20 protein-coding genes and 1 pseudogene are annotated in these 20,834 nt (G+C 71.5%); 7 read left to right on the forward strand and 14 right to left on the reverse strand.

What is annotated here, in order from left to right; all coding sequences use genetic code 11:
- Positions 1 to 49: 49 nt before the first annotated feature.
- The 3 genes from ACQUSR_RS11515 to ACQUSR_RS11525 are packed head-to-tail and all read left to right on the forward strand — an operon-like array spanning position 50 to position 3,713.
- Positions 50 to 574 (forward strand): PadR family transcriptional regulator, encoded by a 525-nt coding sequence (locus ACQUSR_RS11515; protein ID WP_431042476.1) that lies wholly within the window; start codon positions 50 to 52, stop codon positions 572 to 574.
- The gene (locus ACQUSR_RS11520) at positions 571 to 1,257 is read left to right on the forward strand and encodes an ABC transporter ATP-binding protein (RefSeq protein ID WP_431042477.1); all 687 of its coding nucleotides are present in this window, start codon (positions 571 to 573) and stop codon (positions 1,255 to 1,257) included. Before ACQUSR_RS11515 ends, ACQUSR_RS11520 begins: the two co-directional genes overlap by 4 nt.
- Positions 1,254 to 3,713, forward strand: a complete 2,460-nt coding sequence (locus tag ACQUSR_RS11525) for an FtsX-like permease family protein (protein WP_431042478.1) — start codon at positions 1,254 to 1,256, stop codon at positions 3,711 to 3,713. The genes ACQUSR_RS11520 and ACQUSR_RS11525 overlap by 4 nt, the downstream gene beginning before the upstream one ends.
- Positions 3,714 to 3,773: 60 nt before the next feature.
- Here ACQUSR_RS11525 and ACQUSR_RS11530 read toward each other — a convergent pair whose 3' ends face one another.
- Positions 3,774 to 4,676, reverse strand: a complete 903-nt coding sequence (locus tag ACQUSR_RS11530) for a hydrogen peroxide-inducible genes activator (RefSeq protein ID WP_431042479.1) — start codon at positions 4,674 to 4,676, stop codon at positions 3,774 to 3,776.
- Positions 4,677 to 4,871: 195 nt separating this feature from the next.
- Here ACQUSR_RS11530 and ACQUSR_RS11535 point away from each other — a divergent pair, with 195 nt between their 5' ends.
- Complete coding sequence (locus tag ACQUSR_RS11535; RefSeq protein ID WP_431042480.1) at positions 4,872 to 5,426, forward strand: peroxiredoxin; 555 nt, start codon at positions 4,872 to 4,874, stop codon at positions 5,424 to 5,426.
- Between the two features lie 2 nt (positions 5,427 to 5,428).
- Entirely contained in the window at positions 5,429 to 5,962 is a 534-nt protein-coding gene (locus ACQUSR_RS11540; RefSeq protein ID WP_431042481.1) for an alkyl hydroperoxide reductase, read from the forward strand.
- A gap of 94 nt (positions 5,963 to 6,056) precedes the next feature.
- Here the strand turns inward: ACQUSR_RS11540 and ACQUSR_RS11545 are convergent, their stop codons facing one another.
- From ACQUSR_RS11545 to ACQUSR_RS11560, 4 genes are all read right to left on the reverse strand, one after another.
- Complete coding sequence (locus ACQUSR_RS11545; RefSeq protein ID WP_431042482.1) at positions 6,057 to 7,571, reverse strand: AI-2E family transporter; 1,515 nt, start codon at positions 7,569 to 7,571, stop codon at positions 6,057 to 6,059.
- A 174-nt stretch (positions 7,572 to 7,745) separates the two neighbouring features.
- The gene (locus ACQUSR_RS11550; protein ID WP_431042483.1) at positions 7,746 to 8,459 is read right to left on the reverse strand and encodes a transglycosylase SLT domain-containing protein; all 714 of its coding nucleotides are present in this window, start codon (positions 8,457 to 8,459) and stop codon (positions 7,746 to 7,748) included.
- A 421-nt stretch (positions 8,460 to 8,880) separates the two neighbouring features.
- Entirely contained in the window at positions 8,881 to 10,218 is a 1,338-nt protein-coding gene (locus ACQUSR_RS11555; protein WP_431042484.1) for a PhoH family protein, read from the reverse strand.
- Between the two features lie 351 nt (positions 10,219 to 10,569).
- Complete coding sequence (locus tag ACQUSR_RS11560; protein WP_431042485.1) at positions 10,570 to 11,331, reverse strand: isoprenyl transferase; 762 nt, start codon at positions 11,329 to 11,331, stop codon at positions 10,570 to 10,572.
- A 138-nt stretch (positions 11,332 to 11,469) separates the two neighbouring features.
- Between ACQUSR_RS11560 and mgrA the strand changes: the two genes are divergently transcribed.
- Positions 11,470 to 12,510, forward strand: coding sequence for an L-glyceraldehyde 3-phosphate reductase (mgrA, locus tag ACQUSR_RS11565; protein ID WP_431042486.1), 1,041 nt, complete (start codon positions 11,470 to 11,472; stop codon positions 12,508 to 12,510).
- A 207-nt stretch (positions 12,511 to 12,717) separates the two neighbouring features.
- Here mgrA and ACQUSR_RS11570 read toward each other — a convergent pair whose 3' ends face one another.
- Both ACQUSR_RS11570 and ACQUSR_RS11575 read right to left on the reverse strand, forming a co-directional pair.
- A complete protein-coding gene (locus ACQUSR_RS11570) occupies positions 12,718 to 13,608 on the reverse strand; it encodes a hypothetical protein (protein WP_431042487.1) in 891 nt (296 codons plus the stop codon).
- A 218-nt stretch (positions 13,609 to 13,826) separates the two neighbouring features.
- Complete coding sequence (locus tag ACQUSR_RS11575; RefSeq protein ID WP_431042488.1) at positions 13,827 to 14,573, reverse strand: prepilin peptidase; 747 nt, start codon at positions 14,571 to 14,573, stop codon at positions 13,827 to 13,829.
- A 373-nt stretch (positions 14,574 to 14,946) separates the two neighbouring features.
- On the opposite strand from ACQUSR_RS11575, the gene ACQUSR_RS11580 reads away from it, so the two are divergent.
- Complete coding sequence (locus ACQUSR_RS11580; protein WP_431042489.1) at positions 14,947 to 15,507, forward strand: DUF192 domain-containing protein; 561 nt, start codon at positions 14,947 to 14,949, stop codon at positions 15,505 to 15,507.
- A gap of 2 nt (positions 15,508 to 15,509) precedes the next feature.
- On the opposite strand, the pseudogene ACQUSR_RS11585 reads toward ACQUSR_RS11580, so the two are convergent.
- From ACQUSR_RS11585 to ACQUSR_RS11615, 7 genes and pseudogenes are all read right to left on the reverse strand, one after another.
- Positions 15,510 to 16,508 (reverse strand): annotated as a pseudogene (locus tag ACQUSR_RS11585) (Cmx/CmrA family chloramphenicol efflux MFS transporter); the annotation flags it as partial.
- A 209-nt stretch (positions 16,509 to 16,717) separates the two neighbouring features.
- Positions 16,718 to 17,314 (reverse strand): TetR/AcrR family transcriptional regulator, encoded by a 597-nt coding sequence (locus tag ACQUSR_RS11590; protein WP_431042490.1) that lies wholly within the window; start codon positions 17,312 to 17,314, stop codon positions 16,718 to 16,720.
- Between the two features lie 72 nt (positions 17,315 to 17,386).
- Positions 17,387 to 18,016 carry an OmpA family protein gene (locus ACQUSR_RS11595; RefSeq protein ID WP_431042491.1) on the reverse strand — a complete coding sequence of 210 codons (630 nt, stop codon included), beginning with the start codon at positions 18,014 to 18,016 and terminating at the stop codon, positions 17,387 to 17,389.
- 7 nt (positions 18,017 to 18,023) lie between these two features.
- On the reverse strand, positions 18,024 to 18,572 hold the full coding sequence (locus tag ACQUSR_RS11600) for a hypothetical protein (RefSeq protein WP_431042492.1): 549 nt from the start codon (positions 18,570 to 18,572) through the stop codon (positions 18,024 to 18,026).
- 97 nt (positions 18,573 to 18,669) lie between these two features.
- Positions 18,670 to 19,416, reverse strand: coding sequence for a pilus assembly protein TadG-related protein (locus ACQUSR_RS11605; RefSeq protein ID WP_431042493.1), 747 nt, complete (start codon positions 19,414 to 19,416; stop codon positions 18,670 to 18,672).
- Positions 19,413 to 19,574 (reverse strand): Flp family type IVb pilin, encoded by a 162-nt coding sequence (locus tag ACQUSR_RS11610; protein WP_431042494.1) that lies wholly within the window; start codon positions 19,572 to 19,574, stop codon positions 19,413 to 19,415. The genes ACQUSR_RS11605 and ACQUSR_RS11610 overlap by 4 nt, the downstream gene beginning before the upstream one ends.
- A gap of 361 nt (positions 19,575 to 19,935) precedes the next feature.
- Positions 19,936 to 20,832: a DUF5936 domain-containing protein gene (locus ACQUSR_RS11615; protein ID WP_431042495.1), complete on the reverse strand. Its 897-nt coding sequence runs from the start codon at positions 20,830 to 20,832 to the stop codon at positions 19,936 to 19,938.
- Between the last annotated feature and the right edge of the window lie 2 nt (positions 20,833 to 20,834).

The raw sequence follows: 20,834 nt of genomic DNA on the forward strand, positions 1-20,834 counted from the left end.
TCTCTCCGTCTATACACATGACGTATACGCGTCGTGTAGAGTCCCCGGCATGTCAATAGGCCACACCCTGCTCGGGCTTCTCGAAGCGGGCCCGCGACACGGATACGACCTCAAGCGGGCGTTCGACGAGCGCTTCGGACACGACCGTCCCCTCCACTACGGCCAGGTCTACTCGACGATGTCCCGGCTGCTGAAGAACGGCCTCGTCGAGGTCGACGGCATCGAGCACGGCGGTGGTCCCGAGCGCAAGCGCTACGCCATCACCGACGCCGGGATCACGGATGTCGAACGGTGGCTCATGCAACCCGAGCGCCCTGAGCCCTACCTCCAGTCGACCCTCTACACCAAGGTCGTACTGGCGCTGCTCACCGGCCGCGACGCCGCCGACCTGCTCGACGTACAGCGCGCCACGCATCTGCGGCTGATGCGCGACCTCACCCAGCGCAAGCGGTCCGGCGACCTCGCCGACCAGCTCATATGCGACCACGCGCTGTTCCACCTGGAGGCGGACCTGCGTTGGCTGGAGCTGACCGCGGCCCGACTCGGCCAGCTCGCGAAGGAAGTGCGCGCATGACCCCCGACGGCTCCCTCCTGATCGCCACGGGCCTGCGCAAGTCCTACGGCCCCACCCCCGCACTCGACGGCGCGGACTTCTCCATCCACGCCGGCGAGGTCGTCGCCGTCATGGGCCCCTCCGGCTCCGGCAAGTCCACGCTGCTGCACTGCCTGGCGGGGATCGTCCGGCCGGACGCGGGCAGCGTCCGCTACGGCGGCCGCGAGCTGTCGACCATGTCCGACGCCGAGCGCAGCGCGCTGCGCCGCGGCGAGTTCGGCTTCGTCTTCCAGTTCGGTCAGCTCGTGCCCGAACTGACCTGCCGGGAGAACGTCGCCCTGCCGCTGCGGCTGGCCGGCGTCAAGCGCAAGCAGGCCGAGGCGCGCGCGGCCGCGTGGCTGGAGCGCCTGGAGGTCGAGGACATCGCGGACAAGCGGCCCGGCGAGGTCTCCGGCGGCCAGGGGCAGCGGGTCGCCGTCGCCCGCTCGCTGGTCACCGGCCCGCGGGTGCTGTTCGCCGACGAGCCCACCGGGGCACTGGACTCCCTCAACGGCGAGCGGGTGATGCAGCTGCTCACCGACGCGGCCCGCGACACGCAGGCCGCCGTCGTCCTCGTCACCCACGAAGCGCGCGTGGCCGCCTACTCCGACCGCGAGGTCGTCGTACGGGACGGCAAGGCGCGGGACATGGCGGGCGTCGGATGACAAGCACCGACCACACCTCGGCGACCGGCACCGACCGCGCCCCGGCGACCGCCGCCGAGGCCGGCCGCGGCCCGGTGGCCACGCCCACCCGGTCCGACGGCCGGGACGGCCGGATAGGCGCCACCCGCTGGGCCGCCGACCTCGCCATGGGCGCCCGGTTCGCGGTGACCGGCGGCCGGGAGGGCTGGGCCAGGACGATCCTGACCGCGGTCGGCGTCGGGCTGGGTGTCGCCCTGCTGCTGGTCGCGACGTCCGTGCCGAACATCATCTCCGCGCGCGACTCCCGCGGCGACGGTCGCGCCGCCTTCCCTCCGGGGGACGTCAAGCGCGGCACCAGCACTTTGTTGATCGAAAATGCCAGCACGTCCTTCCACGGCACCGAGATATCGGGCATGCGGATATGGCCCGAGGGCGACGAGGCCCCCGCTCCGCCGGGCCTGTCCGCCCTGCCGCGCCCCGGTGAGATGGTGGTCTCACCGGCCCTCAAGGAACTGCTCGACTCCGATGGCGGACGCCTGCTGCGGGAGCGGTTCAAGGACCGGGTGGTCGGGACCATCGGCGACGAGGGCCTCATCGGCCCGCAGGAGCTGTGGTTCTACGCGGGCGGCCAGCCCGGCGGGGAACCCGGCGCCGGGAGCCGGATCGACCACTGGGGCATGGACCTCAGCTCCAAGGCGCTCGACCCGGGCCTGGTCCTCCTCATCGTCATCGGCTGCGTGGTGCTGCTGCTGCCGGTGGCCATCTTCATCGCCACCGCCGTGCGCTTCGGCGGCGAACGCCGGGACCGGCGGCTCGCCGCGCTGCGCCTGGTGGGCGCCGACGGCCACATGACGCGCCGGATCGCCGCCGGTGAGGCGCTGTTCGGCGCGCTGCTCGGCCTCGCGGTCGGCGGCGCCCTCTTCCTCGGCGTACGGCAGCTCGTCGGCGGGGTCTCGCTGTGGGACGTCAGCGTCTTCCCCTCCGATGTCACGCCGTCGGGGCCGCTCGCCGCGCTGATCGCACTGGCCGTCCCGACCACCGCCGTGGTCATCACCCTGTTCGCGATGCGCGGCGTCGTCATCGAACCGCTCGGAGTCGTACGGCGCGCCCGCCCCCGAAGGCGCCGGCTGTGGTGGCGGCTGGCCCTGCCGATCGGCGGCCTGGCGCTGCTGCTGCCGATGACCGGAGGCGGCTTCGGCGCGAGTACCGACATGGAGAACTACCAGGTCGCCGCGGGTGCCGTGCTGCTGCTCGTCGGCACCACCGCACTGCTGCCCTGGCTGGTCGAGGCGGCCGTCGAGCGCTTCCGCGGCGGGCCGGTCCCCTGGCAGCTCGCCACCCGGCGCCTCCAGCTGAGCAGCGGCACGGCCGCGCGGGCGGTCAGCGGCATCACCGTGGCCGTCGCGGGAGCCATCGCGCTGCAGATGCTGTTCTCCAGCGTGCAGGCCGAGAACACCGAGGAGACCGGGCAGAACCCGGCCCGCGCCCAGTTCCAGTCCGTCACCACCGTGCACGACGCCGAACGCGCTCAGCAGGTGATCGAGAGGTTCCGCGCCACCAAGGGGGTCCGCGACGTCATCGGCGTCGTCGAGGCGTACGTCTCCGACCCCACCAGCAAGGCGAAGGTCGCCTACGACGTCCCGAGCGAGAACCTCACGGTCGGCGACTGCCCCACGCTGCGCGAGATCGCCCAGGTGCGCGACTGCAAGGACGGCGACGTCTTCCTCACCGACGAGTCCGACGCCCCGGAGGACGAGCGGTCCTTCGCCGTCCCCGGCGCCCGGGTCAACCTCCTCAGCGAGGACGGCGACGGGCCCCCGAGCGGCAAGCGGAAGCTGTGGACCATCCCCGAATCCGCCCGTGTGGTGGGCTTCAAGCTCGACCCGGCGGGCCTGATGCGCAACGGCATCCTGGCCACGCCGGGCGCCCTCAAGGTCTCCGAGCTCGACGACCCGTACGTGACCGCGATGCTGGAGCTCGACCCGGACACCAAGGACGCGGTCGAGTACGCGCGCAACACCGATGCCGCTGTGGACGGGAAGCTGGACGGGTACTCGATCGTCGGCACCACGGAGAAGCGCGAGTTCTCCATGATCCGCAACGGTCTGTTCATCGGCGCGACGGCGACGCTGCTCCTGATCGGTGCCAGCATGATCGTGTCCACCCTTGAGCAACTGCGTGAGCGCAAGCGCCTGCTGTCCGTCCTGGTGGCCTTCGGTACGCGGCGCTCCACGCTCAGCTGGTCCGTGCTCTGGCAGACGGCGGTGCCGGTCGTCATCGGCCTGGCGGTCTCGGTGGCGGGCGGGCTCGCACTCGGCGCCATCCTGCTGAAGATGGTCGACAGGCCGGTGGCCGTGGACTGGTCGAGCCTGGCCACGATGACGGGGTTCGGCGCGGGGGTCATCGCGCTGGTGACCCTGGTGAGCCTGCCGCCGCTGTGGCGCATGATGCGCCCGGACGGCCTCCGCACGGAGTGAGTCACTCCCCGGCCCCGCCCCTTTCCTGGGGGCAGGGCCGGGGAAGAGCACCGGACAGGGCTAGCACGCGAAGCGAACCGGCAGCGGTTTCAACGCCCCGCGCAGCGCGGTCGCGAACGCCCCGAACTCCTCCGCCCGTGCCGCCCCCGTCCGCATCGCCAGGCCGATCCGCCGCGACGGCGCCGGATGGCTGAAGTACCCCGTGGTCAGCTCCGCGCTGCGGCCCGTCTCGACCGGCACCGCCGTACGCGGCAGCAGCGTCACCCCGAGTCCGCCGGCGACCAGCTGCACCAGGGTGGACAGCCCGGCCGCGCTGGTGGTCCCGCGGGCACCCTCCGTACGGCCCACCTCGCGGCAGATGTCCAGCGCCTGATCGCGCAGGCAGTGCCCCTCGTCCAGCAGCAGCAGGTCCAGCGTCTTCAGCGCGTCACGCGGTATGTCGCCGCGCCCGCCCAGCCAGTGGCCCTTGGGCATGACCAGGACGAAGTCCTCGTCGAAGAGGGGGAGTTCGGTCACGCCGGGCGCGCCCAGTGGCACCGCGAGGAGCAGCAGGTCCAGCCGCCCCTGGGCGAGGCCGTCCAGCAGCGATGAGGTCTGCTCCTCGTGCACCTGGAGATCGAGGTCGGGATAGCTGTCGTGCACCAGCCGCAGCACGGTGGGCAGCAGATACGGGGCGACGGTGGGGATGACGCCGAGCCGCAGCACACCCGTGAAGGGGGCCCGCGCCGCCTCGGCCTGCTCCATGAAGTCGCCGACGGCCTCCAGGACCGCCCGGGCCCGGGCCGCCAGTCGCTCCCCCGCCGCACTGAGCAGTACCTTGCGCGTCGTACGCTCCAGTAGCTGCACCCCGAGCGCGTCCTCCAGGGCGGAGACGGCTCCGGAGAGCGCGGGCTGGCTCATGCCGATGGCGGCGGCGGCATCCCGGAAGTGCAGATGCTCGGCGACGGCGACGAACGCCCGCAACTGGGACAGGCTGGGCGTCCGCGGCTTTCCCGCGGCTCCCCCAGCCCCATGATTCTGAACCACTGATAACCACCTCCGATCAACATCACCAAGTCTAGCTATTTCACTGATCAATGCCTCCTGTGGCAGTGTGGTCGACGTCCAACCCACAGGAAAGTCCGCAACGAGGGACTTTCTACGCTGCTAGGAGACCGCGTGCTCACTGTCGGTGACAAGTTCCCCGAGTACGACCTGACCGCCTGCGTCAGCCTCGACGCGGACAACGCGTTCGCGCAGATCGACCAGAAGACCTACGAGGGCAAGTGGCGCGTGGTCTTCTTCTGGCCGAAGGACTTCACCTTCGTGTGCCCCACCGAGATCGCCGCCTTCGGCAAGCTGAACGACGAGTTCGCCGACCGTGACGCCCAGATCCTCGGCGTCTCCGGCGACTCGGAGTTCGTCCACCACGCCTGGCGCAAGGACCACGCCGACCTGCGTGACCTGCCCTTCCCGATGCTGGCCGACGCCAAGCACGAGCTGATGCAGGCCTGCGGCGTCCAGGGCGAGGACGGCTACGCGCAGCGCGCCGTGTTCATCGTGGACCCGAACAACGAGATCCAGTTCTCCATGGTGACCGCCGGTTCCGTGGGCCGTAACCCCAAGGAGGTCCTGCGGGTCCTCGACGCCCTGCAGACCGACGAGCTGTGCCCGTGCAACTGGAGCAAGGGTGAGGACACCCTCGACCCGGTCAAGCTGCTGGCCGGTGAGTGAGCATGGCTCTCGATGAGCTGAAGTCCGCGCTGCCGGACTACGCCAAGGACCTCAAGCTGAACCTCGGTTCGGTGATCGGCAACTCCGAACTCCCGCAGCAGCAGCTGTGGGGCACGGTGCTGGCCTGCGCCATCGCCACCCGCTCGCCGCGCGTGCTGCGCGAGCTGGAGCCCGAGGCCAAGGCCAACCTGAAGCCCGAGGCGTACACCGCGGCCAAGGCCGCCGCCGCCATCATGGCGATGAACAACGTCTACTACCGGACCCGGCACCTGCTGTCGGACCCGGAGTACGGCAACCTGCGCGCGGGCCTGCGGATGAACGTCATCGGCAACCCGGGCGTGGAGAAGGTCGACTTCGAGCTGTGGTCGCTCGCGGTCTCCGCGATCAACGGCTGCGGCATGTGCCTGGACTCGCACGAGCAGGTGCTGCGCAAGGCCGACGTGAGCCGCGAGACGATCCAGGAAGCGTTCAAGATCGCCTCGGTGCTGCAGGCGGTCGGCGCGACCCTGGACGCCGAGGCCGTCCTGGCCGAGTAGTCCCGGCAGTCGCCCCGTACGCTCCGTACGGACAAGGGCCCCGCGAGGCATTGCGCCTCGCGGGGCCCTTTCGGTTCCTGTGCGGCTCGCGCCGTCAGCCCTGGGGGGCCTCCGGGGCCGGGGCCGGCGCGGACGGTTCCAGCGGGGACGGTTCCGGCGCGGCCTCCACCGCCGGTGCCCCCTGCTGCGCCGGTACCGCGTGCATCGCCGTCTCCTTGTTGTACGCGCGCAGGTAGCCGACCACCGTGTTGGTGACCGCGACCAGCGGGACGGCCACCACCGCGCCGCCGATGCCGCCGATCAGCGAGCCCGCCGCGACGGAGAGGACGACCGCCAGCGGGTGCACGCTCACCGCGCGGCCCAGGATGAAGGGCTGGAGGATGTGGCCCTCGATCTGCTGGACGGCGAGCACCACGATGAGCACCATCGCCGCGGTGAAGACGTCCTGGGTGACCAGCGCGACGACCACCGCCAGCGCACCGGAGATCACGGCGCCGACGAGCGGGATGAAGGCGAACAGGAAGATGAAGACGGCCAGCGGGACCGCCATCGGCACGTCGAGGAAGTAGATGCCGACGCCGATGAAGATGGCGTCGATGAGAGCCACTATCACCGTGCCCCGCACATAGGCGGTCAGCGTCGCCCAGGCGCGCGGGCCCGCGCCCGCGACGCCCTCACGGGCCGGGGCGGGGACCAGCTTGAGCACCCAGTTCCAGATCTTCGGCCCGTCGTACAGCAGGAACAGCGTGCTGAACATCGCCAGCAGGATGCCGGTCATCACCTCGACGATGACGGTGACACCCTCCAGGCCCGCGGTGGTGATCTCCTCGGTGTTGGCGCCGATCGCCTCGCGCAGGTTCTTGGCGATCTCGTTGATCTGCTTGTCGGTCACATGGAACGGGCTGTTGAGCAGCCAGCGGCGCAGCTCGTCGATGCCGTCCTGGACCTGTTTGGACAGGTCGTCGAGGTTCTCCATGACCTGCCAGACCACGAACCAGCAGACCAGGCCCATGACGACGAAGCCGGAGACGAAGACGATGGCGGTGGCCAGGCCGCGCGGTACGCCGAGGTGGCGCAGCCGGGTGACGGAGGGCTCCAGCAGCGCCGTGATGAGCAGGGCGATGGTGAAGGAGAGCACGACCAGTTCGACGGAGCTGATCACGCGCATCAGTACGTAGACGGTGCCCGCCAGCACCAGCAGCCGCCAGCCGGCCTCGGCGGCGACCCGTATCCCCCAGGGCACTGAGGAGACCGGGTCGGGCTTGGCGGTGACGGCCGGGGCGTAGCCGGGCGGCACGGGGACCTGAGCGGGCACGCGGCGGGCGGGCGGGGCGTCCGCGGGAGCCGTCGCCGGACCGGCGGCGGTCGCGGGCGCGGTGGTGGCCGCGGGGTCGGCGGCGGTGGCGGTCGCGGGAACGGTGGCGGTGGCGGTCGCCGCGCCGGACGCGGTCGTCCCGTCGGCCACCGCGGGCGCGGGAGCCTCCGGTCCCGCCCGGCCGGACTCCGGGCCGCCGTCACCGCCCGTTGCGTCGCCCTTCCTGTCGAGGCGCTCGGCGAGCCGCGTGAGACCGCCCCCCAGCCTGCCGACCAACCCTGGCAATCTGGACATTTGTCTTCCCCTACCCCCATCCCCCTCGGCCGTCGAAGAAACGTTACCGGAGGACACGCGAAGCCCCCGGCCGAATGAGGTCGGGGGCTTCGCGAAGTCGGAACGCCACGGTCGGAGTCACGCTCCGCGCGACGGTGCCGGTACCGGCGTGTCGCCTGGTACCGGTTGTTGGCCTTAGTACCAGTTGTTGGCCTGCCAGAACGACCAGGCGCCGCACGGGCTGCCGTAGCGCTCGTTCATGTAGTTCAGGCCCCACTTGATCTGGGTGGCCGGGTTGGTCTGCCAGTCGGCTCCGGCGGATGCCATCTTGGAGCCGGGCAGCGCCTGCACCAGGCCGTAAGCCCCCGAAGAGGGGTTGGTGGCGCGGTAGTTCCAGGTGCTCTCGTGGTTCACTATGTTACTGAAGCACTGGAACTGGTCGCCGGGCACCATCTGGCGGGCCATGGCCTGGACCTCGGCGACGGTGTACGAAGCCTGCGGCGTGAAGCTGTCGGCGTCACGAGTGGCGGAGCGGCTCGCGGCCTGCTCTGCCTCCTTCTTCTTCGCGCGCTCCTCGGCGAGCTTCTCGGCGGCCTCCTTGTCGGCGGCCTCCTTCTTCGCCTTGGCGTCCTCCGCGGCCTGCTTGCGCGCGGACTCCTCGGCGGCCTTCCGCGCCTCGGCGTCGGCGGCGGTGGACTGGATGTCCGCCTGCTGCGTCAGGGAAGCTGTCTGCACCTGGGCCTGCTGCCCGGTGGGTATCTCCGCGAGGAGTGACGCGTCGGCGGCAGTCGCCTCGACCGGGTCGGACGAGCCCTGCTCGCCGCCCGCGGCGACACCGACAACGGCGCCGACAGTGGTGACCGCGGTGGCCGAAGCCACTGCGAATCCCCGGACCGAAATCCGGCTCACACGGTTTCCTTCCAGCGTCGCCCGCTTAGGTGACCTCGCGGACGCAATCGTGCCCCTGGCGCTGGCTTCCTCTTGTTCCGGATCCCCTGATGACGCGTCGGGGGCGGTCAGTCACAGAAAGCACGGGCCCGGTGGGCCCTCCCCAAGGGAGGTCCGCATGGTGCTCGGGCGGCATACGGCGAACTCTGTTCAGTTCTGGTTCTGCTGTGGTTCCGCACCCCTGGAGGTGTGGAAGTGCCGTATGCGGGGCCTGACAGGACCCACACCCTGCCGGATGGCGACACCCTGAGGCAATTCTCCGTTGCGTGGGAAAGCTCACACCCCGTTTACGCCTGCGGGTTTCCGGAAAGTTCGGCGCAGCAAGACGCCGCGCGGCTAAGCTACTTGGCCCTCCGCGCGGCGCCTTCCGTCCCCAACTGCCTCAGATGTGGGCGTCCTCCAGCATTTCGGTCACGAGCGCGGCGATCGGCGAGCGCTCGGAGCGGGTGAGCGTGACGTGCGCGAAGAGGGGGTGCCCCTTCAGCTTCTCGACGACCGCCACCACCCCGTCGTACCGGCCGACCCTGAGGTTGTCGCGCTGGGCGACGTCATGGGTCAGCACGACACGGGAATTGGCCCCGATACGGGACAGAACAGTCAGCAGGACATTGCGCTCCAGCGACTGCGCCTCGTCGACGATCACGAACGCGTCGTGCAGCGAGCGGCCGCGGATGTGGGTGAGCGGCAGCACCTCCAGCATCCCGCGACCCACCACCTCCTCGATGACGTCCGCCGTGGTGACCGCGGACAGGGTGTCGAAGACCGCCTGCGCCCACGGGCTCATCTTCTCGGCCTCGGTGCCCGGCAGATAGCCCAGTTCCTGGCCGCCGACCGCGTACAGCGGGCGGAAGATCATCACCTTGCGGTGCTGCCGCCGCTCCAGCACGGCCTCCAGCCCGGCGCACAGCGCGAGCGCCGACTTGCCCGTGCCGGCCCGGCCGCCCATCGACACGATCCCGATGTCCGGGTCCAGCAGCAGGTCCAGCGCGATGCGCTGCTCCGCGCTGCGCCCGTGGATGCCGAACGCCTCCCGGTCGCCCCGCACCAGCCGCACCCGCCCGTCGGCGGTGACCCGGCCGAGCGCCTTGCCGCGCTCGGACTGGAGCACCAGCCCGGTGTGCACGGGCAGTCCGGACGCCTCCGGTACGAGCCCGGTCTCGGTCGCGAAGAGATCGTCCACCTGGTCGGCGCTGACCCCCAGTTCGGCCATGCCGGTCCAGCCGGAGTCGGTGACGGCCAGCTCCGCGCGGTATTCCTCGGCGAGCAGCCCCACCGAGGACGCCTTGATGCGCAGGGGCAGGTCCTTGGAGACGACGGTGACGTCGTACCCCTCCGCCTGGAGGTTTCTCGCCACCGCGAGGATCCGCGAGTCGTTGTCCCCCGGGCGGCCGCCATGGTTCAGGAAGGCCGCGGGAAGGACGCCCGGGTCGGAGTGGTTGAGCTCGACACGCAGGGTGCCGCCGAGGTCGCCGATCGGGATGGGGGCGTCGAGGCGGCCGAAGCGGACACGGTACTCGTCCAGCAGGCGCAGGGCCTGCCGGGCGAAGTAGCCCAGCTCCGGGTGGTGCCTCTTGGCCTCCAGCTCCGTGACCACGACGACCGGGAGCACGACCTCGTGCTCGTCGAAGCGGACCATTGCGTTCGGGTCGGCCAGCAGGACGCTGGTGTCGAGGACATAGGTGCGCCGGTCGTGCTCACGGCGCTTCGTGCTGGTCACCACGGGTGGACGGACCCCCTCGGGAGAGGTGCGCGACGACGTCGCGGGGGAATGGACCGGGCCTTCGGCCCTTCGAGGGCCGGGGCACCGGCCCTCCGCGGCATCCGCACGATCCGCACTGTCGTGACGTCTGCAAAGGGCCTCCCGGGCGGACGGCCCCATGCCGCCCGCTGGCAGTTCGACGCCCAGTGGACCGTGCATGCGGGCGTCGACCTGACGGGGGTATTCCCTCGAACGCTCGCCGCCATGCACTGGCATATGACGCGTGGGAAAATCCAGCCCGTTCAAGGCATCCCAAGGGGGGACACGAGGCGGCTTTTCGGTTAAGTCCCGTCGAACGCCGCGTAAGGGCGGCTAGTTGCCGTACCGCCGGTGCCGGGCCGCGTAGTCGCGCAGTGCCCGCAGGAAGTCGACCTTGCGGAACGCGGGCCAGAAGACCTCGCAGAAGTAGTACTCGGAATGCGCGCTCTGCCACAGCATGAAGCCGGACAGGCGCTGTTCACCGCTGGTACGGATGACCAGATCGGGGTCGGGCTGGCCGCGGGTGTAGAGGTGCTCGGAGATCAGGTCGACGTCCACGATCTCGGCGAGTTCCTCGAAGGTGGTGCCCTTGTCCGCGTGGTCCAGCAGCAGCGACCGCACGGCGTCGGCGATCTCCTGCCGACCCCCGTAACCCACGGCCACGTTGACCAATATGCCGCCTATGTGGTCGGTCGCCTGCTCGGCTTCCTTGAGCACCCGCTGGGTGCGGGCGGGCAGCAGGTCCATCGTGCCGACATGGTGGACGCGCCAGCGGCCGTCCGCCGCCAGGTTCCGCACCGTGTCCTCGATGATGCCCAGCAGCGGGCTGAGCTGCTCCTCCGGCCGGTTGAGGTTGTCGGTGGACAGCATCCACAGCGTGACGACCTCGACGTCCGTCTCCGCGCACCAGCCCAGCAGGTCGTGGATCTTGTCGGCGCCGGCCTGGTGTCCCTGTTCGAGGGTGCGGCCGTCGGCCCGCGCCCAGCGGCGGTTGCCGTCGAGGATGACGCCGATGTGCTTGGGCACCTGGTCGTGGTCGAGGCGGCCCTCCACCCGGCGCGCGTAGAGCCCGTACACCAGGTCGCGCAACTTCACGTCTTCCAGCCCCTCCGTGCCTCACCATGGCGGTCGCCCCAAGGGCGACACCCTACTGCGGGGGTGGGCGCAGTGGCGAACCCCTGGCGTCGTGACGTTATAGCGTCCTTACGACAGCGACTCGAACAGGATTCCGCCGTGAACGACACGACATCCCCTTACCAAGCCGCGGCCACCCGCTACGACAGCATGCCGTACCGGCGCAGCGGGCGCAGCGGGCTGAAGCTGCCCGCCGTCTCGCTCGGCCTGTGGCACAACTTCGGCGACGACCGCGCCCTGACCTCGCAGCGCGCCATTCTGCGCCGGGCCTTCGACCTGGGCGTGACCCACTTCGACCTGGCCAACAACTACGGCCCGCCGGCCGGCTCCGCCGAGCTGAACTTCGGCAAGCTGCTCGCGCAGGATTTCCGTCCATACCGGGATGAACTGGTGATTTCCACCAAGGCCGGCTATGAGATGCACCCGGGCCCCTACGGGGAGTGGGGCTCGCGGAAGTACCTGCTGTCCTCCCTCGACGCCTCGCTGAAGCGGATGGGCGTGGACTACGTGGACGTCTTCTACTCGCACCGCTTCGATCCGCACACGCCGCTGGAGGAGACGATGGGCGCGCTGGCGTCCGCCGTCCAGCAGGGCAAGGCGCTGTACGTGGGCGTCTCCTCGTACAAGGCGAGCCAGACCCGCGAGGCGGCCCGGCTGCTGCGGGAGATGGGCGTGCCCGCGCTGATCCACCAGCCGTCGTACTCGATGCTCAACCGCTGGATCGAGGACGACGGGCTGCTGGACACGCTCCAGGCGCAGGGCATGGGGTGTATCGCGTTCGCGCCGCTGGCCCAGGGGCTGCTGACCGACAAGTACCTCGACGGCGTACCGACCGGCTCGCGTGCGGCGCAGGGCAAGTCGCTGGACCCGGGGCTGCTGACGGACGAGACCGTACGGCGGCTGCGCGGGCTGAACGAGATCGCACAGCGGCGCGGCCAGTCGCTGGCCCAGCTCGCCCTGACGTGGGTGCTGCGGGACGAGCGGATGACCTCGGCGCTGATCGGGGCGTCGAGCGTGGCGCAGCTGGAGGCGAACGTGGCCGCGCTGGGCGGTCCGGAGCTGACCGGCGAGGAACTGGCGGAGATCGACGCGTTCGCGACGACGACGGAGGGCGTGAACATCTGGGCCCGCCGGGGCTGAGCGGCGGCGGGTGCGGGGGGCGCGGGGTGCGGGGTGGCTGGACCGGCTCGGGCCGCGGGGGCCGGGGCCGCTCGGACCCGGGCCCCGGGGATTCGGCTTCGGGCTCGGGGACTCGGCCTCGGGGACTCGGCCCGGGGCCCGGTCCGGGCTCGGTCCGGGCGGGGACTCGGCCTCGGGGACTCAGCCCGGGGACTCCGCCTCGGGGACTCAGTCCCGAACGGTGACGCCGAACCGGGTCCGCATCCGCCGCAGCTCCCACAGTGAGACGGCGGTCACCGAGAGCGGGCCGCCGAGCAGGGAGCTGAGCTGGACCGGCAGCGGGCCCTCCGGCAGGCCGTTGACGATCACGTTAAACACGGCGAGCACCCACACCAGTACGCCGGTGACCACGGCGGGCAGCATCGGGTGGACGTGGGCGGTGTTGAAGGCGCTGCGGGCGGAGTACAGCGACGCCAGGAAGAGGAAGGGCAGCCCCCACACCACCACGACCAGCACCACGACCGCCGCCAGCCCGGCCTGCCAGCCGTCCAGGCCCTTGAAGAGACCGGTCTGGCCCGCCAGGTAGACGACGGTGCCGAAGACGACTATGGCCAGCAGATACCAGCCGACGGCCTTGAGCGGGGCACCGAGCCGGGAGCGGAGCCGCGGCCGGAGGTGGGGCGGCGCGTAGAGGATGAATCCGAGAATGACCAGCGGTCCGGTGCAGATCAGCAGGACCGGGGTCATGATCATGTTGCCGAAGCTGTCGTCCGCCGCGTTCTTCCAGCGGTCCTCCTCCACGCCGTAGACGTAGATCAGCGCGAGGCTGGCGAGAACACCGAGCACGGTGCGGGCCACCTGGACCCGCTCCACGGTGCGGTCCGCGATCTGGCCGTCGCCCTCCTGGACGAAGAGCCGGGTGGCGACGCGGTGCGCGGAGCGCATGACGGCGGCGGCGATGTTGACGAGGGGTATGTGCCGCAGCGGGCTGCGGCGCCGGGGCGCGGGCCGGGGCGCCGGGGGCGGCGGGCCGTATGGATCGCCCCAGCCCTGCCCGCCCGGCCCGTTGCCGCCAGGCTGTCCGGGGCCGGCTCCCGGCCCCCATCCCCCCGATGCCATGGCTCTCTCCCCCAGATCATTTCCGGCCACTCGGCCGCGTCACACCTTGACAGCGCGGCAGTCTAGGGCAGGTTTTCCGCCAGGTAGAGGGTCCCGGGAAATAAAGCGGGCCGGTCCGTGGGGGGATACGGACCGGCCCGAGGGGGGGCTTCCACCATAACCCTTCATAAAGAGTGCTGTGTGCATCGACAGGGGTGACCGCGCGCCGCGTGCTGACGTCAGGCGGCTCCCAGACCCCCGAGAAGCAGTCCCGCACCGGCCCCGATGATCATGAAAGGCCCGAAGGCCATGGCCGTCTTACGGCCCGCTCGCCGCGTCAGCACAAGGCCTACAGCGTAGAAGGAGCCGAGGAGCAACCCGACGAAGGCACCGAGGAAGAGCACATCCCAGCCGTACCACCCCAGAGCGGTACCCAGAGTCGGCGCCAGCTTGACGTCTCCGAAGCCCATGCCGCTGGGACTGATCAGGAACAGCAGTAGATACGCGCCGCCGAGCACCACTCCGCCGAGCAGGGCCCGGCGCCACGAGCCCGCGCTGTGCGGCAGCAGAGCGGCCAGGCCCAGCAGGGCCGCGGCACCGCCCGCCATCGGCAGGGTCAGCACGTCAGGCAGCCGGTTCACCGCCCGGTCCACTCCGGCCAGCAGCAGGCTGAGCGGCACCAGCAGCAGCCATACGCCGAGCTCGGGGCGGGGCCCGACGGCGGCGGCGAGCCCGCCGCACACGAGCGCGGCGGTGCCGGCGGTCCACACGGCGGCCACGCCGTAGCCCCGCGCGTCGGCGGGACAGGCGCGGCAGTTGGCGAGCCCGAACCAGCCGCCCGCGGGTCCGGTGATCGCGTGGCCGTCGGGGCAGGCACCGCGCCAGGGTTCACCGGGCTGGACCGCGAGCCGGTGCAGGGGGCGCGGCACGAGGAGCCCGGCGGCGGCTCCGTACAGGGCGGCGGCGAGGGTCAGCAGGGGATGCACGGCCCGAGCCTACGGAAGGGCGCCCCTCTCCCCTGCCCCGCCCCTTCCCCCTGCTGCTCGATGATGCGGGGCGCGCCCCAAACCCCCGCCCCACGGCGACGCCTCCGGCGGGCTTCTCCCCGCCCCACCCCTTCCCTTCCATTACCAGGGGCCGGGGCCTCGATGACTAAAAGGAGGAGCCGCCACCCAGCGGCCGCACGCTGAGACTTCACCCCCAGCCCCTGAAAGCCAGGGGCTGCCCGCCCCGAGGTCTGGCGCCGGGGGCTGGGGGCGGAGCCCCCCACGCGGCGGTAGCCGCATGTCAGACTCAGCCGGGAAGGGGCGGGATAGGGGAATGATCCACCGGGCATGGCCGAGCGGGAGCGGAGGCGGTATGGGGCGGTGGCGGGACGGGGCGGCGGTGCTGCGGATACCAGGTCCGGCACCGGAAGGGACGGACGAGGCGGCCGGGACATCCGCACCGGGCCGGACGGCCGCGGCAGTCGGCGCGGCCGTGGTTCACGAGGCGGCCGGGGCGGGCGGTGAGGCGGGGTCGGGCGTTGGCGGCGTGCGGGTTTCGTTGGAGGTCGCCGCCTCCTACCGCGCCCGCAGCCGCGGGCTGCTCGGCCGTGACCGCCTGGACGGCGCGCTGCTCCTCACCCCCGCGAGCGGTGTCCACACGTTCGGGATGCGCTTCGCGATCGATGTCGCCTATCTCGACCGCCGGATGACCGTACTCGCCGTACGGACCATGCGCCCCGGCCGGGTCGGCCTGCCCAGGCCGCGCTCACGTCACGTACTGGAGGCCGAGGCGGGCGCGTTGGCGCGCTGGGGGGTGCGGCGGGGCGTGCGTGTCTCCGTCGAACCGGCCCCGGCATCCAGCCGGGCCGCGAGCGCGACGGCCACCAGTGCCAGCGCGGCGAGCCCGGCGCCGACCCAGGCCACCGAGGCGTAGCCATGGCCCGCGCCGATGACCAGTCCGCCGAGCATGGGCGCGACCGTGATCCCGACGTTGAATGCCGAGGTGTTGAGCGCCCCCGCCAGGGTCGGGGCGTCGCCCGCGATCGTGAACACCCGCGCGGAGACCGCCGGCTGGGTGATGAACCCGGCCAGGCCGAGGAAGAACACCAGGGTCACGGCGGCGGACGCGCTGGTCGCGGTGAGCCCGAGCGCCACGGAGACCGCGACCAGGCCGGTGAGCCCGATGACATGGGTGAGGTACGGGCGCGCGTCCACCATGCGCCCGCCGATGGAGAGCCCGGCGAACGCGCCGACGCCGAAGAGTGAGAGCACGGCGGGCACCCAGCCCTCCGCGATGCCGCTGGTCTCCTCCAACAGCGCGCCGAGGTAGCCGAACGAGGCCATCACGGCGCCGAAGCTCAGCGCGGTCGTGCCGAAGGCGAGCCACAGGCGTCCCCGGCGCATGGCCCGCAGTTCGCGGCCCAGGGCGGGTGGCGGCTCCTCGGCGCCGCGCCCGCCCGGCAGTACGGCCAGGACGGCGATCAGGCTGAGGACGGTCAGCGCGGCCACCGCCCAGAACGCCGCGCGCCATCCGGCATGCTGGCCCAGGAACGTGCCGGCGGGCACGCCGACGACGGTCGCGGCGCTCAGCCCGCTGGAGACGACGGCCATGGCCCGCCCCTTGGCGTTCGCGGGCACCAGACCCACGGCCGTGACGGCGGCCACCGCCCAGAACCCGGCGTACGCCACCGCGCTGACCACGCGGGTGGCGAAGAGCACCCCGTACCCGGGCGCGAGCGCGGCGACCACGTGCCCCGCGACGAACACCGCCTCGAAGACCACCAGGGCGGTACGGCGCGGCCAGCGCAGGGTGGCGACGGCCAGCAGTGGCGCACCGACGATCATTCCGACGGCGAAGGCGGAGATCAGGAGCCCGGCGTCGGGGACGGAGACGCCGAGGTCGTCGGCGAGCGAGGGCAGCAGCCCGGAGAGCATGAACTCGGAGGTGCCCTGGGCGAAGATGCCCAGGCCGAGTATGTAGACGGCGACTGGCACGGATCGATCCTTCACAGGTTTTGAAACGGACAGTACAAAACATGGGCACACGAAGGCCGCGGACTGGGGGACGACACAGAGCCCGGACGACGGGTGGCTTGGAGGAGGATGGATGGCTTCGAGCCCGGGCCCTGTCGAGCCCGGACGGACTAGAGCGCAGCCACGGCCGTGTCCGCGATGGCGGTCAGTTCGGCGCGCCCGGCACCGGCCCGAGCGGAGACGCGCATACCGCCGACGCCGGCGATGACGAAGTGCGCGAGCGCGCCCGGATCCCGGCCGGACGCGATGTCACCGTCCCGCCGCGCGGACTCGAACGCCGCCCGCAGCGCCGTGAACCGGGCCTGGTAGTCGCGGCGCAGCTGCTCCGCGATCTCCGGGTCCCGATCGGCGAGCTCCACGGCGGTGTTGACGACCAGGCACCCGCGCCCGGCGGCGGCCCACGGGTCCGCCGCCTCCCCGCACTCCTCGTCGACGACGACGTACAGCAGGGTGCGGACCTTCTCCCGCAGGGGCCGTTCACTCTCCAGCAGTTCGAACAGCCACGCGTTCCTGCGCTCCATGTAGCGGGCCAGGGCGCGCCGGAAGAGATCGTGCTTACTCTTGAAGGTGTTGTAGACGCTGCTGCGCCCCAGGCCGGTGGCCTCACACAGATCCTGTGTGGACGTCGCCTCGTACCCGGCGGCCCAGAACGCCTCCAGCGCGGCGTCGACCGCCCGCTCCTCGTCGAACATCCTCGGTCGGGCCATGTCATGACCGTACCACGTTTTGAACCGATCGATACAGAACGCTCGGATCAGCCCCCGGCCCGCGCCCGCGGCTCACGCGCCGCGCGCGAAGCTCACCTCGACCCGGCGGTTCTTCCTGCGCCCCTGCTCGGTGGAGTTGTCCGCGATCGGGTACAGCTCCCCGTACCCGCGGATCTCGTAACGCACCGTGGCATCGAGGCTCCTGGCGAGCTGCCGCTGCACCGCGTCGGCGCGCTTCTTCGAGAGCGTGTCGCCGTGGGCCGAGGAGCCCAGGCTGTCGGTGAAGCCGAAGACCCGGACGTTCGTGGCGCCCTGCCGCCTGATCTCGTCGGCGATCGCCGCGATCCGGGCGGTGGCGTCGCCGCTGAGCCCGGCGCTGTCCTTGCCGAAGAGCACCTCGGCCTGGAGGGCGAACTTCACCTTCGCGTTGGTGTCCTCGCGCCGCTCGTCGCCGTCGTCCGTCTCTACCACGGACTTGATGTCGAGGACCCGGCCGGGCGCGAGGGTCGCGCCCTCGGCCAGCCGCAGATCGGGGTCCCGGGCGTCGATCCGCACCGGGGGCGTGGTGTCCGCGGGCGCGCCGGGGCCGTTGTCGGCGCGGCCGGGCGCGGCCACGGCGACGACGAGCACGGCGGACGCGACGACGGCCACGGCCGTGCCACGGCGCACGCGGGTCCGGGTCACGGCCTCGGTCCTGGTCATGACCTGCTCACCCGGCGATCTCAATGCTGATGGACGGCATGGTGGGCAGTTGGAAGTCGACGCGGGTGACGTCGGCGGGCGGTGACGGGAACTGCGCGAAGACGGGGCGGCTCTCGCCCGGCCTGAGATTGGCAAGTCCCGTCGTACACAGGCATTCGCCGTCCGTGTCCCGCAGGATCAGGTAGCGCTTCTTGCCGCGCTGATCCACCAGGGAGGCACCCGAGATCGAGGAACGGGACTTGACATCCGTCTCGCTGGAGCGCCACCGGGAGGCGTTGAAGGTCCGGTCGCCGTTGTTGGCCACCGTGCCGCTGACGGTGACGAAGCCACCGTCGTCACGGGTGGCCGACTGGATCGACAACACGATGCCGTCCGGCCCCTCGGCCTCGCCGATCGCCCCGCTCGACTCGTCCCCCGGCGCCTGGTCCCGCGTCTCGCCCGGCCGCTCGCTCGGGCGGTCGTCCTCGCGTCCCGTGGCGTCGGAGGACGGCCGCGGCGTCTCCTTCTCCGCCGCGTCCTCGTCCCCGCCGCCGCAACCGGCCGTGGCGAACGCCATGCAGGCCACGAGTAACGCCGCAGCCGCGCCCGTCCGAGCCCTCGTCACGCGCCGCACGCTCATCAATGGCTGTCCTTCGCTGCTCGTCGTTCGCTGGTCAGTCGGCGAGGCTCACCCGGAACAGGTCCTTCGCCTCCGGGAACGCGTCGGGCCGCGCGGGGTCGATGGTCACGTCGCGGCCGTCGCACCTGAGGCCGACCCGCGGCCTCGCGTCCTCGTCGTCCTCACCCTTGCCCTGATCTCCGTCTTCCCCGTCCTCGCCCGTATCCCCGTCGTCCTTTTCCTTGCCCTTGCCCTTCTCGCCCTTGTCGCCGTCCCGCTCCTCATCGCCCGTCTTCGGGGCCGGGAGCGTCTCCGGGCCGCCGGGCGCGCAGCGCGGTTCGACCACCGCCTTGGCCTTCGCCGTCGCGTGCTTGCGCTCCGTACCGGGGATCACGGACTTGCCCACGGTGTGCCGGGTCCTGATGGTCACGGTGAAGGACGCCGGCAGGTAGCCCGGCCGGCAGGCGGTCACCTCCGCGTCGTTCCGGCCGGCGAACCACCGCGCGTCGTCGCACGCGCCGTCCGCCCGGACCCCTCGCCCGCCCAGGATGTCGCTCCAGTCCCGGCCGCCGGAGCCGATGGACTCGATGAGGCGTGTCCGCAGCTGGTCGCGGTAGTTCTGGGCCGCGGCGAGAGCGGCGGCGTCGGCGGCCGTCTGCCCGCCGTTGCGGGCGGCTCCGGCCTGGCCGACCGCGAAGAAGACGAGCGCGAGGAAGAGCAGTCCGGCCACCGCCGTGATGTAGATCGGAAACGCCTGCCCCGCGTCCCCGTACCGATGGTCCGTCCTCACCTGCGGGGTCAACCCGTGATCTTGGCGATCTGGTCGGTGATCGCGTCCGCGATCGCGGTGCCGAAGTCCGTCGTCGTCAGCACCAGGATGATCGCCACCACCACGGCGATGATGCCCAGGTACTCGATCGAGGTCTGTCCCCGGTCGTTCCCCACAACGCGCTTTCCCATCGTGTTCCCCTCCATGGGTGGCCGTCCCCCTCCGGTCCGGCTCTTCAACCCCCGTGGTGCCGCTCGCGGCACGAGAAACGTACGCCGAAACACCAGTGGCGGAACAGTGCCCCAGGCATGCCCGCACCCCTCTCACCCCCTCCCCGCGACGGCCGGCCGCTCCCCGGGGCCGCCCGGGTCCGGCGGTACGGGGTGGCGCGGGGTCGACTGTGTCACACCTCGTTGCATACGCGAAGACTCTTGCCCCAAGGGCAACACTTTCGAGACCGCCGCCGTCGCGCCGAGCTGGTCGTGGTGAGCGGAGATGTGCTGGGAGTTCTCCGGCATCGTGGGGTCTCCTCTCGTACCGGGCCTCGTGCGGTCAGTCCCCCGTGATGGAGCCGAAGTCGGTGCCGGAGCCGATGAAGAAGCCCGCGACGAGGAGGACCATCGTCCCCGGCACCATGAAGGTGGTGATGACCATCGTCGCCTTCGGTACGGCGCGGGCCGCCCGGCGGCGCGCGTTCTGCGCGTCCGTACGGCGCATGTCGTTCGCGATGGCGATCAATGTGTCGACGATCGGCGCGCCCAGCTCCTCGCCCTGCTGGAGGGCCGTGACGAACTGGGCGACTTGTTCGGAGTCGTTGCGTTTGCGCAATTCCTCGAAGGCCTGGCGGCGGCTGACGCCCATGTCCATCTGGCGCAGGGTGATGCGCAGTTCGTCCGCCCACGGGCCCTCGTACTTCTCGGCGACCCGGTCCAGCGCCTGCCGGAAGCTCAGGCCCGCGCTGACCACGACCGCCAGAACATCGAGGAAGTCGGGAAGGGTTCGCTCGATCGCGTCCTTCCGTTCGCGGACCGCCGCCCAGATGCCCACCTCGATCCAGAACAGCCCGAAGGCGACCATCAGGGCCGACAGCAGCAGTTGGCCCTCCGTCAGCATCACCACGGCGCCGCCGAAGCCCAGCGCCCCGTACACCGCGCGGCGCGCGGCGTAGCGGTCCACTGTCAGGCCGCCGGGGTTGCCCGCCAGGTCGATCCGGCGGCGGACCCTGGCCACCCGCTTGTCGCCCATCAGCCGCAGCACCAGCGGGGCCCAGCGCATGCCCAACCGGTCCAGCGCCGAGCCGACGGCGGTGGTGCGCGTCGCGCCGACCTCCAGGGCGACCGCGAGGTCGGGCGGCAGCTTGGCCTCGCTGCGGAAGAGCGCGATTCCGTAGGCGATGCCCGCCACGGACAGGCCCATGGCCAGCGCGAGAAGGAAGCCCAGTCCCGTCATCG

Origin of the sequence: Streptomyces sp. P1-3 (assembly GCF_050613155.1) — a bacterium.
GTDB lineage: Bacteria > Actinomycetota > Actinomycetes > Streptomycetales > Streptomycetaceae > Streptomyces.